This is a genomic window from Bacteroides celer (genome assembly GCF_002632415.2).
GTDB lineage: Bacteria > Bacteroidota > Bacteroidia > Bacteroidales > Bacteroidaceae > Bacteroides.
In genome coordinates this window covers 5,508,467-5,527,320 of sequence record NZ_CP178209.1, presented here as the reverse complement: position 1 = coordinate 5,527,320, position 18,854 = coordinate 5,508,467, and the positions used below count along the sequence as shown (strand labels likewise).

At 38.8% G+C, this 18,854-nt stretch carries 7 protein-coding genes and 3 pseudogenes; 8 read left to right on the top strand and 2 right to left on the bottom strand.

The annotated features are described in order from the left end of the window. Positions 1-18 precede the first annotated feature (18 nt). Together CJF29_RS22080 and CJF29_RS22075 are read right to left on the bottom strand one after the other, a co-directional pair. Entirely contained in the window at positions 19-3,135 is a 3,117-nt protein-coding gene (locus tag CJF29_RS22080; protein ID WP_074558425.1) for a SusC/RagA family TonB-linked outer membrane protein, read from the bottom strand. A 32-nt stretch (positions 3,136-3,167) separates the two neighbouring features. Then, positions 3,168-4,922: a RagB/SusD family nutrient uptake outer membrane protein gene (locus tag CJF29_RS22075; RefSeq protein ID WP_099146439.1), complete on the bottom strand. Its 1,755-nt coding sequence runs from the start codon at positions 4,920-4,922 to the stop codon at positions 3,168-3,170. 142 nt (positions 4,923-5,064) lie between these two features. Here CJF29_RS22075 and CJF29_RS22070 point away from each other — a divergent pair, with 142 nt between their 5' ends. The 8 genes and pseudogenes from CJF29_RS22070 (at position 5,065) to CJF29_RS22035 (ending at position 18,853) form a co-directional block, all read left to right on the top strand. Then, entirely contained in the window at positions 5,065-5,712 is a 648-nt protein-coding gene (locus CJF29_RS22070; protein ID WP_371126733.1) for a hypothetical protein, read from the top strand. A gap of 20 nt (positions 5,713-5,732) precedes the next feature. Then, positions 5,733-8,846: pseudogene (locus tag CJF29_RS22065) on the top strand (SusC/RagA family TonB-linked outer membrane protein). 14 nt (positions 8,847-8,860) lie between these two features. Continuing rightward, a pseudogene (locus CJF29_RS22060) lies at positions 8,861-10,900 on the top strand (RagB/SusD family nutrient uptake outer membrane protein). An 18-nt stretch (positions 10,901-10,918) separates the two neighbouring features. Then, on the top strand, positions 10,919-11,920 hold the full coding sequence (locus tag CJF29_RS22055; RefSeq protein ID WP_074558422.1) for a DUF4973 domain-containing protein: 1,002 nt from the start codon (positions 10,919-10,921) through the stop codon (positions 11,918-11,920). Between the two features lie 273 nt (positions 11,921-12,193). Further along, positions 12,194-13,351, top strand: a complete 1,158-nt coding sequence (locus CJF29_RS22050; protein ID WP_074558445.1) for an ATP-binding protein — start codon at positions 12,194-12,196, stop codon at positions 13,349-13,351. A gap of 271 nt (positions 13,352-13,622) precedes the next feature. Then, positions 13,623-14,234 (top strand): annotated as a pseudogene (locus tag CJF29_RS22045) (glutaminase domain-containing protein); the annotation flags it as partial. A 17-nt stretch (positions 14,235-14,251) separates the two neighbouring features. Continuing rightward, complete coding sequence (locus CJF29_RS22040; protein ID WP_099146440.1) at positions 14,252-15,751, top strand: IPT/TIG domain-containing protein; 1,500 nt, start codon at positions 14,252-14,254, stop codon at positions 15,749-15,751. A gap of 12 nt (positions 15,752-15,763) precedes the next feature. Next, positions 15,764-18,853, top strand: a complete 3,090-nt coding sequence (locus CJF29_RS22035) for a SusC/RagA family TonB-linked outer membrane protein (RefSeq protein ID WP_099146441.1) — start codon at positions 15,764-15,766, stop codon at positions 18,851-18,853. The last annotated feature ends 1 nt before the right edge of the window (position 18,854 follow it).

Genomic DNA, 18,854 nt, shown 5'->3' with positions numbered 1-18,854 from the left:
AATTATTCATTTCAAACATTAGAAATTCAGGTTGATACCAAAATTTATTACTTTTTGTTGTGGATAGAATTGTCCATTACTATTGTTCGATGATTCAGGGTCTACCTTCTTTACGTTGTCCCATGTAAAGAGATTGTAGGCATTCGCATATACTCTAAGTGAACGTACTCCGAATTTTTTCAATAGTTTGCGAGGTATAGTGTAACCTAACTGAATGTTTTTCAAACGTAAGTATTTGGAGTCTTTCAACCAATAGTCAGATTTATAATAATTAGGATGCGCGGCAGTGGCTGCCTTAGTGAAACGTGGGTACGTTGCTGTTGCTGCTGTTTCCGGTGTCCATCTTCCGATATGCTCTTCGTAATAATTACCCCAGAAATTATCCCATGCAATATCCTGTTGCAGATAGATGGATGAACGGGCAGCTCCCTGAAGCAATATACTAAAATCAATTCCTTTCCAGTTCAAACCGGCAGCAAGAGAGAAAGTCATTTCGGGTACCGGATTATAGCCGATAGGAGCTTGGTCGTTAGAATCGATCACTCCATCATGATTCAAGTCTTTATATTTAATATCTCCAGGTCGGCTTACTTGTCCGAATTGAACGGGAGAACTTGCTATATCTTCATAAGAGCTAAAGAAACCGTCGGAAATATAGCCGATAAACTGTCCGATAGGATTTCCCGTTTGTGACATATAGGCATAGGGCTTTACAGATTCACTTTTCTCTACAATTTCATTGTGTGCATATCCATAAATCCCTTTTATGGAATATCCAAAATCTCCTTTTTGATCTTGATAGCCTATTTCCAGATCATATCCCTGATTTGTTACGACACCATAGTTTATGGGAGCCAATCCGTTTGAACCGGCTGCTTGAGAATATCTTTCCGGTTCACATAGGATATTACTACGACGTTCTTTAAAAAAGTCGATACTGGCAGATATTTTGTCTTTCAACCATTTGGTCTCAAGTCCTAAGTTGTATTTCCGTGCAACTTCCCATGTGATATTTTCATTGGCGCTTTTTCCTTGAATCAGACCTTTAATCGCAGGATTATGTGTCTCTCCAAAAGTGTAGCCTAGTCCTTCATCGTATCCTGAACGATAATAGTAAGAGAAACCTCCCAGCTTGTCATTACCAACTTCACCATAAGAGAAGCGTAGTTTAGTAAAACTTAAGATAGGGTTTTCTTTAAAGAAAGGTTCGTTAGTCAGTACCCATCCCACTGATGCTGCAGGAAAGAGCTGATAACGGTGTCCTTCCGCGAAACGGTTTGAGCCGTTATAGCCTGCGTTAACTTCGAATAGATAGCGATTCTCATAATCATAGTTAACACGTCCTACTAAAGCCTGATAGATATGAGGTACATAAGAATAGCGTCCACCGGGAGTGGAAGTGTAACTCATATTATAAAGTACCAATCCAGATATATTATGTCCGGAGAAGGATTGCTTATAACGAACTGCCGCTTCAGCATACTTCCGATGTGTAGCTGCCGTTTTATTGGTGGCTTTTGTTGGCAACACCATTTCAAGTCCTTGTTTATAAGTCCCGTTTACAGGATTATATTGATAGATATTGGGACGCTGCTGTATGCTTCGGTTATTGCTCCAGCCTGCATCGTAAGAGAATTTTCCGTCTATACTTAATCCTTTTAACAGTTTCCTTAGGTTATATTTAAAAGCAAAATCTGTCTCAAGTTTGTTATTGAAATTAAGAAAAAATCCTGAATAGCATAATGTCACGAGTGGATTCTGTCTCCATATACCATCGGCGGCGGCATAAGTTCCATTCGCATTTAAGATTGGGAATGCTTGAGGAGAATTGCGGTAGAACATGCCGAACAGACGCAGTGCTTCCTGTCCGTCAGCATCATAGCCATAGGGGCGGTTCTGACTTCCGAAACGATAAGCAAGATTCACGGATACCTTGAAATCTTCAGTTAGGTTGATATCGATATTCGAACGAGTGGTGAGCCTACTGTACTTATATTCCGAATTAGAACCTTCTTTGTATAAGCCTTTTGCTACATCGGGTGAGGCTGCTAAAAGAGCTTGTATTGTCTCATGTTCTTTAATTTTGTCTACGTCTGTCTCAAACATACCGGTTTGAGTGAAGTATCCAACGGAAACGAAGTAACGTACTGTTTTATTTCCGCCGGATAGGTTTACATTGTATTTCTGTTGGAGACCATTTTTCGTAAACATATCTACAAAGTCATTGTCCGGGTGTGTAAACGGGCTTTTCTTGGTACGATAGAGATAGTTGTCATATTCTGACAGGAAAAGACCGCGAGTATTACCTGTATCGGAAGGGTCAAAGCCATCATTGATAGCCCCCTCACGCATGAATCTTGAAACGGATTCTGCATTTAGGGTTTGAGATATACGATTGAAGGAAGTGACACCGAATTCAGATGAGAAGGATATTCGAGTCTCTCCTTCACGACCTCGGCGGGTAGTTACCAATATCACACCATTTGCTCCTCGTACACCGTATACGGCAGTTGCAGAAGCGTCTTTTAATACAGAAATGGTTTCAATATCATCAGGGTCGATTTGCGCCATAGGTCGTTCTACCCCGTCAATCAATACTAAAGGGCTAGAGTCGTTCAATGAAGCACGACCACGAACGAACATCGTAGCCTGATCACCGCCGGGACGTCCGCTCTCTTGTCGGGTTACTAGTCCCGGGATGCGGCCACCTAAAGCGTTTGTGACACTTGATACAGGCATACTTTTCAAATCTTCGGTCCCGACATTAGAAATAGAACCGGTCAGAGATACTTTTTTCTGTGTTCCATATCCCACCACAACAACTTCATCTAATTGTGCAATGTCTTCTTCCAAAGTGATATTGATAAAAGGATGATTCTTTTTTATGGCAATAGATTGTTCTATAAAGCCGATCATTGAGATAAGAAGTGTTTGCTCTGCTTTGTTGGACAATGTAAGAGTAAATTTGCCATCCAAACCAGTCACTATTCCATTATTAGTCCCTTTCTGAAGGACAGTAGCGCCAATCATCTCCATTCCTTGGGCATCTTTAACAATTCCGCTAACTTTGGTTTGGGTACAGACATGCCAGATGGAGGAGGTTAAGCATATGAATAATATTATTATCTTTTTCATGTTTTCTATCTATTAAATAGTTTTGATGCCCGTTACCAACCTGGATTCTGTTGGATGGAAGGGCTTTCCTTGATTACTTTCAGAGGAATAGGATGATAATACATGTAATCTTTAAAATTGCGTGCTTCATCTACTGTAATGCGTGTATAATGAAGCCCGGAAGCATTTTCTTCTACTTTCATTCCGATAATAGGTTCTCTAAGTTGATTGCCATCCATCCAACGTCGCAAATCGAAGTAACGATGTTCTTCAAAACAGAGTTCGATACGGCGTTCTTGCTTCACTTTTTCCATAAAGTTGTTATCTGTCACCCCATTAAGAAATTTATCATTTGTTCCGAATCCTGCTCTGGTACGTATTTTTTGTACGGCTTCTATTGCTGTCAAACCATAGCCTTCTGGATCCGCACTCATGCCGTAAGCGTGATGCATGGCTTCTGCGTAGGAAAGTAGGATATCAGATAAGCGAATCATCGGGAATAAGTGGAAAACGGTACCCACATTGGCCTGTCCGAAGTTCAGTGTTTTGTCCAGGAATTTAGCTAAATAATATCCCGTATTGGTCGAACGGTTCTTCACTTGGTTGAGTCCGTCTATGGTTGTGTTATCACTAATTCGCGTATAAATGGTATTCTTTCCATAAACCGAACCGTCATATCCGATAATTGCTGCCAAACGCGGGTCTCTGTTAGTATACATGCTTGCACCGTCAGAAGAATGGGTATAATCGCTTCCATCTTTCATGGTAAATGCATCGATCAATTGCTGTGAAGGTACTGTACCTCCTCCCTGATCTTTTGAGATTGTAGGGGGATAATGTCTGTTTTCCAGACCATTGTCCTTAGCAGCCGTATAGAATAGGATATATTCCGGATTAGGATTGGCATTGATAAAGATCTTGTCGTACGTTTTAGCAGCAGTAAGAGCTATCAGATTATATTTTTTATTTCCATTCGGAGATATTGTTCCGTCTGCATTTAGATTGATTACATCTGCACAAGCTTTGGCTGCAAGTTTCCAACGTTCCGTCACATCCGAGCCGTCAGTATAGCCTAGTAGTGGATCGTTATTATCCGTTCTGTTGTAGAGTGGGCTTGCGGCATAGAGTAATGTCTTGGCTTTAATAGCAAGTGCCATTCCTTTAGTCATACGGCCATAAGAACCATTTCCACCTTCCGGATCAACTTTCAACACAGCGGCAGCACTCTCACATAACTGTACGATGTGATTGACGCAGTCTTTGAAAGAGTCTCTTGCCTTTGTCTGCAGTTCAGGATCGTCGACTTCGTAAATACGATCGACAATAGGAAAGCCTCCGTAGTGTCTTAACAGGTTAAACTCGAATAAGGCTTGTAAACATTCAGTTTCCGCACAATAGGTATCTTTAAATGTCTGGATGTCTTCTTCTGTCTTATTTTGTAACACCAAGTCAGCCTCACGCAAATATTTGCGGGCAAAAATGGCCTGTTGAATTCCCTTGTATGACTTATTCCAACATTCTTCAATCGGATTTGAAGAAGTGACATACCCACGAGACAACTTATGAATATCCGAATCTATGATTGTACTTATTCCATCATTGGTGGCTGCATCTAAAAAGGCATTTCTTACGTGGTTGAAGCCTTCGGGAATATATGCATACACCTGATTAATCGGTTTCAGATAGTTCTGTTCATTCGTAAAAATATCATCAGGCTGGGCCCAGTCATAGGGCATGTCATCCAGATAATCACAACCGGAAAATGTTAGTGTTGCGCTTATTGCCAAATAAATTATCGATTTTTTCATGCTATCAGAATTTTAAGGAACAACCTATACTCATGTTTCTCGTCAAAGGAGCTGCCAGTGAAGGAGCTTCAGGATCAACCCATTTATATTTTGTCCAGGTAATCAGATTCGTTCCGCTAAGGAAAAGTCTCAATCACTTAAGATGGATTTTCTGTATCATTTTTGTAACCAATGGGGGGCAAATGATAATAAAGCTCATGCAGAAGAACTGTTTACGATTCAGGATGCCAACTGGGAATTTAACTTTATCGTTCATCCATCTGGTGATTATGTTTATATGATGGTACAGAATCAGCACTATATTCTCCGTTCAAATTATGACAGAGTTAACAAGCGGCTTACAACTCCGTATATCGTTTGTGGACAACCCGGACAAGCGGATTATAAAGATTTGGCAGGAACAAAAGCACGCTTGAATAAACCCGGACAGGGAGTCTTCGTATTTAACAAAGAGTATGAGGATGCGAATAAAGAGGATTGTTATGACTTCTATTTTACAGATCGTAATAATCACTGTATACGTAAATTGACTCCGGATGGAGTAGTCTCTACTTTTGCCGGAAGAGGAAGCACAGGAATGAATGTACATGCTAATGGATATGTGGATGGCCATTTACGTGATGAAGCACGTTTTAATTATCCTTATGCTTTAGCTTATGATGAAGATACAGAAACTTTTTATGTGGGTGATGTGAACAATCATCGTATCCGGAAGATAGCATTAGAAAAGATTCCTGAAGCGACAGAAGAACATCCGAAAGAGAGTCAACCGGAAGAGGGAGAACAATAACCGAATAAAAGAAAAAACACATGAAAATAAAGAATTTTATCACCATTTGTTTGTTACTGGTTTCTGTTGCCACTTTTGCGCAGAAAAAAATTGAAGTAACGGGAGTAGTGACGGATACGAATAAAGAGCCACTGGTCGGTGTCAATGTAACAGTAAAAGATCAGGCTGGCTTAGGAGCAATTACGGATATTAACGGACGTTATAAAATTAGTATTGAAGAGTTTTCAAGACTAGTATTCTCGTACATAGGTTTTGATAAACAGGAAGTATTAGTGAAAAGGCAGTAGGTAGTCAATGTAATTATGAAGGAATCTGAAGCAAGTGAGCTTGATGAAGTCGTTATTACAGGAACCGGTGCACAAAAGAAGTTAACTGTGACTGGAGCGGTGACTACCGTTAATGTAAATGATCTGAAAGCAAATCCGACAGCAAATCTTTCAAATGCTTTGGCTGGTAATGTGGCAGGTGTTTTAGCTATGCAGACATCCGGTCAGCCTGGAAAAAATACTTCGGAATTCTGGATTCGTGGTATTTCCACTTTCGGAGCTGATAACTCGGCTTTAGTGTTAGTAGATGGATTTGAGCGTAGTCTCGATGAAATTAATATTGAGGATGTTGAATCGTTTACTGTTTTAAAGGATGCTTCTACTACAGCAATTTACGGTCCTCGTGGTGCTAATGGTGTAGTATTGATTACAACAAAACATGGTAAAGCTGGTAAAACCAATATCAGTGCTAAAGTGGAAACATCTTATAACACACGGACTATCACACCGGAATTTGTAGATGGGTACACTCATGCTAGAATGATGAATGAAGCACGTATTACTCGTAATCAAGAACCGATCTATCAGAATGATGAATTGGAAATTCTACGTTTAGGACTTGACCCGGATTTATATCCGAATGTAGACTGGAAAGATGTATTATTGAAAGATGGAGCAATGACTTATCGTGCTAATGTGAATATGAATGGTGGTGGTAGTACAGCACGTTATTTTGTTTCGCTTAGCTATATTAGTGAAGAAGGTATGTATAAGACAGATGAAGCAGTTCGTAAAGATTATAATACCAATCCCGGTAGTCAACGATGGAATTATCGTTTGAATACCGATATTGACATCACAAAAACAACTCTTGTGAAAGTCGGTGTTTCCGGTTCTTTAAAGAAACGTAATGCCCCTGGACAAGGTGGAAATGTATGGGCATCGTTAATAAATCAAAGTCCGATTAGTATTCCAGTAATGTATTCCAATGGTTATGTACCAGCATTTGGAAAAGAAGATGATCGTTCCAATCCATGGGTATTGGCAACACAAACTGGATATTTTGAAATCTGGGAAAATAAGGTTCAGACTAATATTTCTTTAGAACAGAAGCTGGATTTTATTACTAAAGGCTTGCGTTTTGAAGGTCGTTTTGGTTTCGACACTAACAACACAAACGAAATTAGCCGTAAAAAAATGCCTCAAACATGGCGCGCAGAACGTTTTCGAAATACTGATGGGGAAATTACTTTTAAAGAACAGCGAACCGAAGAAAAAATGACTCAAAGCTCTATTTCAACAGGTAACCGGACTGAATTCTTAGAAGCAATTTTACACTACAATCGTGCATTCAAAGCGCATCACGTAGGTGGTACTTTAAAATATAGCCAAGATGCTTATCGAACCACAGTAGATATTGGTACAGATATAAAGAATGGCATTGCCAAACGTCATATGGGCTTGGCAGGACGTGCTAGTTATAACTGGAATTATCGTTACTTCATAGATTTTAACTTTGGTTATAACGGATCAGAAAACTTTGCCGATGGACATCGATTCGGATTCTTCCCCGCTTTTTCTCTGGCTTGGAATATTGCAGAAGAGAAATTCATTAAGAAACATCTGGAATGGATGAATATGTTCAAGCTACGTTACTCTTATGGTAAAGTTGGTAATGATAAATTAGGTGAACGTTTTCCTTATCTATATACAATTGCTAAGTCATATAAAGAAAATAATAAAGACGTGAACTTTCTTGGATGGAATTGGGGTGATTATGGTTATGGCAATTCTTATGATGGTATGGCATATACTCAATTAGCTTCTGAAAACGTTACTTGGGAAATTGCGACAAAGCACGATATAGGTGTAGACCTTTCTTTGTTTAATGATAAGTTTACAGCCACTGTAGACTATTTCCATGAACAACGCGATGGTATCTATATGGAACGTAAATATCTACCTGGCATAGTAGGAATTGTGAGAAGTAACCCCAAAGCAAATGTGGGTAGCGTACGTTCCCAAGGCTTTGATGGTCATTTTGCCTACAAACAGAAAATAAACAGAGTGAACCTCACGGTTCGTGGTAATTTTACTTATAGTAAAAATGAGATATTGGAGAAGGATGAAGAAAATACTGTTTATCCTTACCAGACAGAAGCGGGTTACCGTGTAAACCAAGCTAAAGGTTTGATTGCATTAGGTCTTTTTAAAGATTATGATGATATTCGTAACAGTCCTCAACAGACAGCATGGGGAAAAGTACAACCGGGTGATATTAAATATAAAGATGTTAATGGAGATGGTGTAATCAATGATGGTGACAAAGTAGCTATCGGTGCGACTACCAAACCGAATCTGATTTACGGATTTGGTATCTCTGCACAATGGAAAGGATTTGATTTCAATGTCCATTTTCAAGGAGCAGGAAAGTCTTCATTCTTCATTAATGGTTCTACGGTATTTGCCTTCAAGGATAGTCAGTGGGGAAATGTTTTGGGAAATTTAGTAGCTAATCGTTGGGTTGATGCAGACACAGCAGCTAAACTTGGAATTCCTGCTAATGAAGATCCGAATGCTTCTTATCCACGTCTTAGCTATGGTGGAAATGATAATAATCAACAAAAGTCCACTTTCTGGCTAAAAAATGGTTCATATTTACGTTTGAAGACTTTAGAAGTAGGGTATACATTGCCTAAATCAATTGTAAATAAGATTAAGTTCAATAATATACGTGTATTCTTTATTGGTACCAATTTATTGACATTCGCTAAATTTAAAGAATGGGATCCGGAATTAGGAAGTTCCACAGGGGCGGAATACCCACTGTCTAGGGTAATGACTTTAGGATTGACTGTTAATATCTAATCAATATGTGTGAAATGAAAAAGATATATAAGTTTTGTATAGGTGCCCTGTTAGGGGCAATCACCGTTTCGTGTGTAGACCAGCTGGATTCGGATAAAAATTTTAAAGACCGTATGACGCTGGAAGATGTATTTACTAATGAAAAATACTCGGAAGAATGGTTAGCTCATGCTTATTCCTATCTTAAAGGAGAGAATATGGATGTTGGAACCAAAGATAATATACTGTGGTGTTTTGCCGATGATATTTATTTTGGTGACCGTGATATTTATAACACCTTTAAAACAGGGACTTATAGTGAAGGAGACCGACAATCATGGGGAGCCAGTTATAAAGGCATTCGTCAGGCATCCATTTTCATTCAAAATATCGACATGAATATGGAGTTTACAGAAGCTGAAAGAGCTGACCTGAAAGCACAAGCCCGTTTTGTACGCGCTTACTATTATTGGTTATTACTCCGTAAATATGGCCCTGTTCCTTTATTGCCGGAGGAAGGACTCGATTATACAGCCAGCTATGATGATTTGGCTTGTCAACGCAATTCCTATGATGAATGCGTAGAATATATCGAATCAGAAATGCGCTTGGCGGCTAAGGACTTACCTTTGGACAGGGGAGCGAATCATACCTCTCGTCCTACTAGAGGAGCCGCATTAGCAGCACGCGCAAAAGTTCTATTATACGCGGCGAGTCCTATTAATAACCCTCGTCCTGAAGATACCGAAAGATTTACAGATTTGGTAGATCATGACGGAAGATGTTTGTTAGCACAGGAATATAATGAATACAAATGGGCCAAAGCCGCTGCAGCAGCAAGAGACGTTATGGAACTCCCGGGAAGCAATTATGGACACCGTTATGTGTTACACACTGTGAAGAAAAGAGATGAAGCCGCTGCAGGTTATCCGAAGACACTTCCTCCTTATTCTGATAATGATTTTGAAAATGCTGATTGGCCAAATGGATATCGGGACATTGACCCCTTTGAATCCTATCGACAAGTTTTTAATGGAGCCCTGTCTATGTTTGATAATCCTGAACTTATTTTTAGTCGTGGACAAAATCAGGGTGACCGCAATCTTGCAGATATGGTATTACATCAATTGCCTACCAGTGCCAATGGCTGGAATACACATGGTATGACACAAAAGATGTGTGATGCTTACTATATGTATAATGGCTCTGAGTTTAACAGACAGACATTTTTGGACACTTGCCAAGTTGAGAACCGTTTTGTGTCTGAAAAGGAAGGGAAGGCAGGAACATATCCTTATTTAAAGAAAGGAGTATGGAAAGAGTATGCATGGCGTGAACCACGCTTCTATGCTTCAGTTGCTTTTAATGGTTGTGTATGGCCTCTATTGAATAATTCAACGCTTAAAGATCCTAAACCCGTAGAGCAACAGGTATTTTATTATCGTGGTAATGGTAATGGATATACTAACTCCAATTTTTGGCTTCGCACTGGTATTGGAATCATGAAATTTGTTCATCCGGACGATACCTCTGCGGCAAAAGGTAATAAGGACTATGTCAAACTAAAAACGGAACCTGCTATTCGTTTTGCTGAAATCTTATTGATTTACGCTGAAGCTTTGAATGAGTTGGAAGATGGCTCTTCATACGACATTCCATCTTGGGATGGCTCTGCCAGTTATTCTGTCAAACGTGACATAAATGAAATGAAAAAAGGTATTCGTCCTGTTCGTTGCCGTGCAGGGGTTCCCGATTATACATTGCCAGAGTATCAAGACCGGAATGTATTCCGTAAGAAATTGAAGCATGAGCGACAGATAGAGCTCATGGGAGAAGGACATCGTTATTTTGATCTCCGCAGATGAAAAGACGCTCCGATTGAAGAGTCAATGGAAATATATGGTTGTGATGCTCTTATGACTGAAGAAAATAGAGCAGCGTTTCATTCACCAATTGTAGTCAATGAACTTCCAACTGCTTTTTCTCGCAAATTATATTTCTGGCCTATCAGTCATGAGGAGTTGAAACGCAATAAGCTGTTGACACAAAATCCGGGTTGGACATACAATGATTAATTTTAAAATGATATAAGTATGAAAATTATATATAATTGTTGGTTTGCATTATGTATGTTGCTCTTGATCACTTCTTGTAATGATGAGTGGAAAGATGAGCAGTATCGGCAATATATTTCTTTTAAAGCACCTATAAAAGATAAAGATAATGGGGTAACTCCAATATATGTGAGATACAACCCTGATGGAAAAGTACGCTATCAGTTACCGGTTATAGTTAGTGGGTCAACTACGAACGAACAAGATATAGATGTCCATGTAGCACTATATGAGGATACCTTGGAAATATTAAATAGAGAACGTTTCAGCGGGCGTACAGATTTATGGTATACGCTATTGGAGGAAGATAAATATGAATTCCCGGAAATAGTTCATATTCCTGCAGGAACATGTGTGGAACAACTAAATATTGATTTTGATTTGAGAGGAATCAATATGACAGATAAATGGGTGTTGCCTCTAACTATCGTTGATGATGCTTCTTATAATTATCAAGGTCATCCACGTAAAAACTATGCAAAAGCATTATTGCGTGTAATTCCTTTTAACGATTATTCCGGTTCATATAGTACAAGTACAATGGAAGTGTATATTCGAAATGCAAATGGAAGTACTGATAATAAACCGATGGTAACCAATAATCGTACAGCATATGTGGTAGATAATAATACTATTTTCTTTTATGCCGGTTTAATGAGCGAAGATTTATCAAGAGATGAACGGGAGCTCTATAAAATATATATACGCTTCAATGAAGACAAATCATTGAGTATGTGGGCAGATGATGAAGAAAAGATTGGATTTAAGCTATACGGTACTCCTGCTTACAGTATAACGGAAACTATGGATGCTACACGACCTTATCTAAAACATCGTTATGTTTCATTTACTATTGAATATGATTTTAAAGATGTAACTTCTCGAAATCAAGAAGTTCTTTACAAAGTTAAAGGTACAATGCTACTTGAACGAAACCTTAATACCCAGATTCCTGATGAGGATCAACAAATTGAATGGTAAACAATAAAAATTGTCTAACAATGAAATTGTAATCGACTTACAGATTAAATCACCACAATAATTTATATTCAATATAAGATCAATAATAAACAGCCTGCCATTGTCTGAATCCAGTTCAATGACAGGCTGTTTAAATTATAATTACTTACAGCATGTTGCGGATATGATTATAAAGAATCTGATATAAATAAAAGAATTCAAGTTAAAAGAAAAAGGAATTTTGCAAATTCACTTTTAAAGATTAAATTTGCAAATAATAAAATGAAAGCAGCAATGATAGAACGAATATTGAAATCCAAGCTAATTGAAATGGCAAATAAATATCCGATTGTCACATTGACAGGACCTAGACAGTCTGGAAAATCAACATTATTGAAGAATTCCTTTCAGGACTATGAGTATGTGTCTTTGGAAGATCCTGATATGAGATTATTTGCTACAGATGATCCGAGAGGATTTCTTTCCACCTATCCGGATAAAACAATTATCGACGAAGTTCAAAGAGTTCCGTCACTTTTCTCTTATATCCAAACGCATACCGATAAAGAGAATAAAGAAGGTATGTATATGCTAGCTGGATCTCATAACTTCTTATTAATGGAAAGCGTGAATCAATCATTAGCTGGACGTACGGCAGTACTCAAGCTACTACCGTTTTCGCATTATGAAATGGAAAAAGGAGGAATATTGTCATCCAGTGTAAATGAAGAAATTTTTAAGGGAGCTTATCCACGTATTTATGACAAAGCTATAAATCCGGATGATTATTATCCTTTCTATATACAAACATATGTAGAAAGAGATGTGAGATTATTACGTAATATTGGGGATCTAAGTAAATTTATTAAATTCCTCAAATTATGTGCAGGTCGCATAGGGCAATTATTAAATCTTTCATCATTAGCAAATGAATGTGGAATTTCTGTCACAGCAGCTACTAACTGGTTATCTATATTAGAAGCAAGTTATATCTGTTATTTACTGAAACCAGATTATAACAATTATGCCAAACGATTGGTAAAAACTCCTAAGTTATATTTTTATGATACAGGGCTAGCCTGTTCTTTACTCGACATACAAAATGCAGAACAAATAACTACTCATTTTTTACGTGGAGGATTGTTTGAAAATCTTGTCATCAATGAATTTGTAAAAGAATCCTATAATAGAGGCGTCGAACCGGGATTATCATTTTGGCGTGATAGTACTGGCAACGAGGTTGATTTATTAAGAATGGTTGGCGGAAAACAGTATGCATATGAAATCAAATCAGGAGCAACCTATTCACCTGATTTCTTTAAAGGTGTTTCAAAATGGGCTAAACTATCCAATACTCCAACGGAACAATGTTTCGCGATTTATAATGGGGATAGGGATATAAAAACATCTGTCGGTCAAGTGAATAGATGGAATCATTTTAGTCTGTTTTAAATCGCCACTAATATACCATGTTCTTATTCCATCTTATTTAAAATTCCTGAAACTACATTTGGGGGTATATCATTTTTTATCATACATGAATTGTTGATATTTTATTCTAGAATTAGAATTCGTTGAAACAATCTGGGATACCTCAAATACAAGAAATAAATCATTTTTATAGACTACAAAAACACTTGAAAAACCAACTAATTACAACACAAAAACAAGACATGTTAGCTATACACATCTGATAATAAGCAAAATAACTAAAAAGTCTTAGTTTGGACAGGACCCAGAGAATCAACTTTGCACAGATGACTTCGCCGGACATTGGGCTCATAATGCCAATCTTTCAGTGAAAGCTATCATGGGCGTAGCCGGATACAGCGAAATGGCTCGTATGCTCGGTTTGAATGATGTCGCAGATAAATATGCAGCTACAGCCAAGCAAATGGCAACAAAGTGGGAGGAAATGGCAAATGAAGGCGACCATTACCGTTTGGCTTTTGACCGTAAAAACACTTGGAACCAAAAATACAATATGGTTTGGGATAAGTTGTGGGATCTGAAATTATTCCCTAACAATGTAATCGGGAAAGAAATTAATTATTACTTGACAAAACAGAATCCTTATGGACTTCCTTTGGATTCCCGCAAAGAATACACAAAATCCGATTGGATTATGTGGACAGCAGCTATGTCCTCAGATAAGGAGACCTTCCAGAAACTCTCTGATCCTGTCTATAAATATATCAATGAAACAGTATCTCGTGTACCTATCAGTGACTGGCATCATACTGACAGAGGCAGATGGGTAGGCTTTAGAGCGCGTTCGGTAATCGGAGGATACTGGATGAAGGTATTAATGGATAAAGTTCAGAATAATCAATAATTTAAATCTAGTGTATTATGAAATGTAAAACTATGAAACATGGGAGCATAGGGCTACAGTGCATGATGTTGGCATTCTTCTTTGCAGTCTGTTTTAGCAGCTGTAAAGATAGTAAAGATGAGACATCAGCGCCTTATGACCCGAATCAACCAGTAGAGGTAACGGATTTCACACCCAAGTCGGGAGGTGGAAAGAAGAAGATGATTATCTATGGCAGTAACTTTGGAATAGATCGTTCTATTATTTCTGTTAAGGTGGGTGGGAAAGAAGCTATTGTTGTCAGTGCTAAAGGCAGCACTATCTACTGTTCTACACCGGAAAGCTGTTTCGAAGGAACTATTGAAGTAAAAGTCGGTGAGCAAACTGTGATAGCGTCAGAAAAATATAAGTATGATCCACAAACGGTAGTAACAGACTTATGTGGTGATGTAGATGAATTAGGGCAGGGAGATATTGTAGACGTTGGCCCGTTCGACGATTGCGGAAAGATAGATTACCCTTTCTGGTTCTCTTTTGATCCCCAACATTCTAACATCCTATATTTGTCTCAAAATAATGGGCTTTTGAGGGTACTGGATCTGGAACAGGAAATGATCTATACCAAGAAACTGGATAATATTAACCGTGCAACTACTATTACATGGACTAATGATGGTGATATGATATTGGCCGCTCCTCAGAATGGTGGTCCTGAGAATAGAAACAATATTATTTTAAAACGTGGCAGTAGTGCAGATAGACAGGATTTCAAAGAGTCCAGCTGGATAGCCTTGGCACGTGGTAATGCTTGTAATGGATCTATGGTTCTTCCACAAACGGGAGAGCTCTACTTCAATCACCGTGCTACAGGCAATGTATACAGATATAATTTTGAAGAGAACGGTTATAATAACAATCCAAAAGTTCCCGGTGGAGAAGGGTTGAATGATCTTCTGGCATTTAGTGTACCTAATCAGACGGTCGACTTTAGTATGGTTCCTCATCCGACTGGTAAATATATTTATATTATCATGCATGAGTCACATTATATACTTCGCTCCAATTATGATGAAGAAACTAAAAAATTGGTAACTCCGTATATCGTATGCGGACAATCCGGTCAGGCTGATTATAAGGATCTTGTAGGTATTAATGCACGTATCAATGCACCAGGGCAAGGTGTCTTTGTGTTTAATGAAGAGTATGCGCGTCAAAAGAAAGATGATTGTTATGACTTTTATTTCGCAGACAGAGAGAATCATTGTATTCGAATGTTGACCCCAGATGGAGTGGTTTCTACGTTTGCGGGACGCGGTTCCGCTTCCGCGAGTAGCTATAAATGGGGCAAGCAAAATGGAGAAGTGCGCGAGAGAGCTCGTTTTAACAAACCGGTAGCTTTGGCCTATAATGAGGAAACAAAGACTTTCTATGTAGGTGATTGGGGAAATAATAAGATTCGGAAGATTGCTAAAGAACAGGCACCTGAAGATTTAGATGGAGAAGAATCCAATGATAATCAGAACCAAGAAAATCAATAAAAAGAAGAACACATGAGAATAAAAGAATTTATTACGATTTGTCTGTTATTAGTCTCTGTTTCCCTTTTTGCTCAAGAAAAGACTATTGAGGTAACAGGAGTCGTAACGGACACGAATAAAGAACCATTGGTTGGTGTCAATGTGACAGTAAAGGATAAGCCAGGCTTAGGAGCGATAACAGATATCAACGGGCGTTACAAAATTAATATTGAAGAATTTTCTCGTTTGGTATTTTCGTACATTGGTTTCGATGCGCAAGAGATATTGGTGAAACGCCAGAATCTGGTCAATGTATCGATGAAAGAATCGGATGCCAGAGAAATTGACGAAGTCGTAATCACGGGAACAGGTGCACAGAAGAAATTGACTGTGACTGGTGCGGTGACGAATGTAGATGTAGAGGTCTTGAAATCAAATCCTTCGGCAAATCTTTCTAACGCGCTGGCCGGAAATGTGTCAGGTGTCCTTGCCATGCAAACTTCCGGACAACCGGGCGTGAATACTTCTGAATTCTGGATTCGAGGTATCTCCACTTTTGGTGCCAATAGCTCTGCATTAGTACTGGTTGATGGCTTTGAACGCGATTTGGATGAAATCAATATTGAAGATATCGAATCTTTTACAGTATTGAAAGATGCTTCTACGACGGCAATTTATGGTCCTCGTGGTGCAAATGGTGTAGTATTAATCACCACTAAACATGGTAAGGAAGGTAAGATTACGATTAATGCCAAAGTGGAGACCTCTTATAATGCGCGTACTATTACACCGGAATTTGCAGATGGCTATAGTTATGCCATGTTGATGAATGAGGCACGAATTACTCGTAATCAAGAGAGAATCTATCAAGATGACGAAATGGAACTTCTGCGATTGGGACTTGATCCGGATTTATATCCGAATGTAGATTGGATGGATGTATTGTTAAAAGATGGAGCCATGACCTATCGTGCCAATCTGAATATGAGTGGTGGTGGAAGTACTGCACGTTACTTTGTATCTCTTAGCTATATTAATGAGGAAGGGATGTACAAAACGGATGAATCCATGCGTAAGGACTACAATACTAATCCTAGTAGTCAACGTTGGAATTACCGTTTGAATACAGATATTGATGTAACAAAGACTACTCTTGTAAAAGTAGGTGTATCCGGTTCTTTAAAGAAACGCAATGCACCGGGACAAGGTTCTAATGTATGGACTTCATTAATGGGACAGAACCCAGTTAGTATTCCTGTCATGTATTCTAATGGTTACATTCCTGCACATGGAGTAGAAGATAATCGCAAGAATCCTTGGGTACTTGTTACACAGACTGGATATAAAGAAATCTGGAATAATAAGATTCAAACAAACATTTCTTTAGAGCAAAAACTGGATTTTATTACCAAAGGTTTGCGTTTTGAAGGCCGTTTCGGGTTTGATACGAATAACCAAAGCGAAATTAACCGGATAAGAATGCCGGAAACATGGCGTGCTCAAAGAGAACGCGATGATGACGGAAACCTGATTTTCAAGCAACAAAGTGCCGAGCAACCGATGGAACAGACAAGTTCCTCTACCGGTGAGCGTCGTGAATTTTTAGAAGCCTATTTACAATATAATCGTGCATTCCATGCACATCATGTGGGCGGAACATTGAAATATAGTCAGGATGCTTATCGGACCACGGTTGATATTGGAACAGATGTGAAAAATGGTATTGCCAAACGTCACATGGGATTGGCCGGACGTGCCAGCTATAACTGGAATTATCGCTACTTTGCCGATTTCAATTTTGGCTATAATGGTTCGGAGAATTTTGCTGACGGACATCGTTTCGGCTTTTTCCCAGCCTTTTCTTTGGCTTGGAACATAGCGGAAGAGAAGCTTGTTAAAAAATATCTGAAATGGATGAATATGTTCAAATTACGTTACTCTTATGGTAAGGTTGGTAATGATAAAATGGACGTACGTTTCCCCTATTTGTACACTATCAAGGATGATGGAAATGGTTGGACTTGGAGTGATTACGGTTCGCCGGACAATGTGTATACGGGAATGCAGTATACGCAGCTCGCCTCTAACAATGTCACTTGGGAAATTGCAACCAAACACGATGCGGGTGTGGACTTATCCTTATTCAATGATAAGTTTACGGCTACTGTAGATTACTTCCATGAACAGCGTGATGGAATCTATATGGAACGTAAATATCTACCTGGCATTGTGGGTGTGAATAGTAATCCGAAAGCGAATGTGGGAAGTGTCCAGTCGAAAGGTTTCGATGGAAACTTTGCTTATAAGCAAAAAATAGGAAAAGTCAATCTGACTGTTCGTGGTAATTTTACTTACAGCAAAAATGAGATTCTGGAGAAAGATGAAATGAACGCAGTTTATCCTTATCAGAATGAGGCTGGCTACAGAGTTAATCAGGCGAAAGGGTTGATCGCTTTGGGATTATTTAAGGATTATGATGATATACGCAATAGTCCGCAGCAAACTAACTGGGGAAAGGTACAACCGGGTGACATCAAATATAAAGATGTCAATGGAGACGGAATTATTAATGCCAGTGATGAGGTGGCAATCGGTGCGACAACGAAGCCTAATCTGATATATGGTTTTGGTGTCTCTGCACAGTGGAAAGGGTTCGATTTTAATGCACACTTTCAAGGGGCAGGTAAGTCTTCGTTCTTCATTAATGGTTCTACTGTATATGCCTTTAAAAATAGCCAGTGGGGAAATATCCTGACGAACTTAGTGAAAGACCGCTATGTCGATGCGGAGACAGCTGCCACATTGGGTATTCCGGCCAATGAGAATCCCAATGCTTCATATCCCAGGCTTAGTTATGGAGGAAACGATAACAATTATAGAGCTTCTACCTATTGGCTCAGAGATGGCTCTTATTTACGCTTGAAAACATTGGAAGTAGGTTATACATTACCGAAATCGATTGTGAACAAGATGCGGTTTAACAAGATACGTGTATTTTTCATAGGTACCAATATCTTGACGTTTGCTAAATTTAAAGAATGGGATCCGGAAATGGGAGTCTCTAACGGAGAGAAATATCCGCTTGCTAAGACATTTACTTTGGGATTAACTGTGAATATCTAAT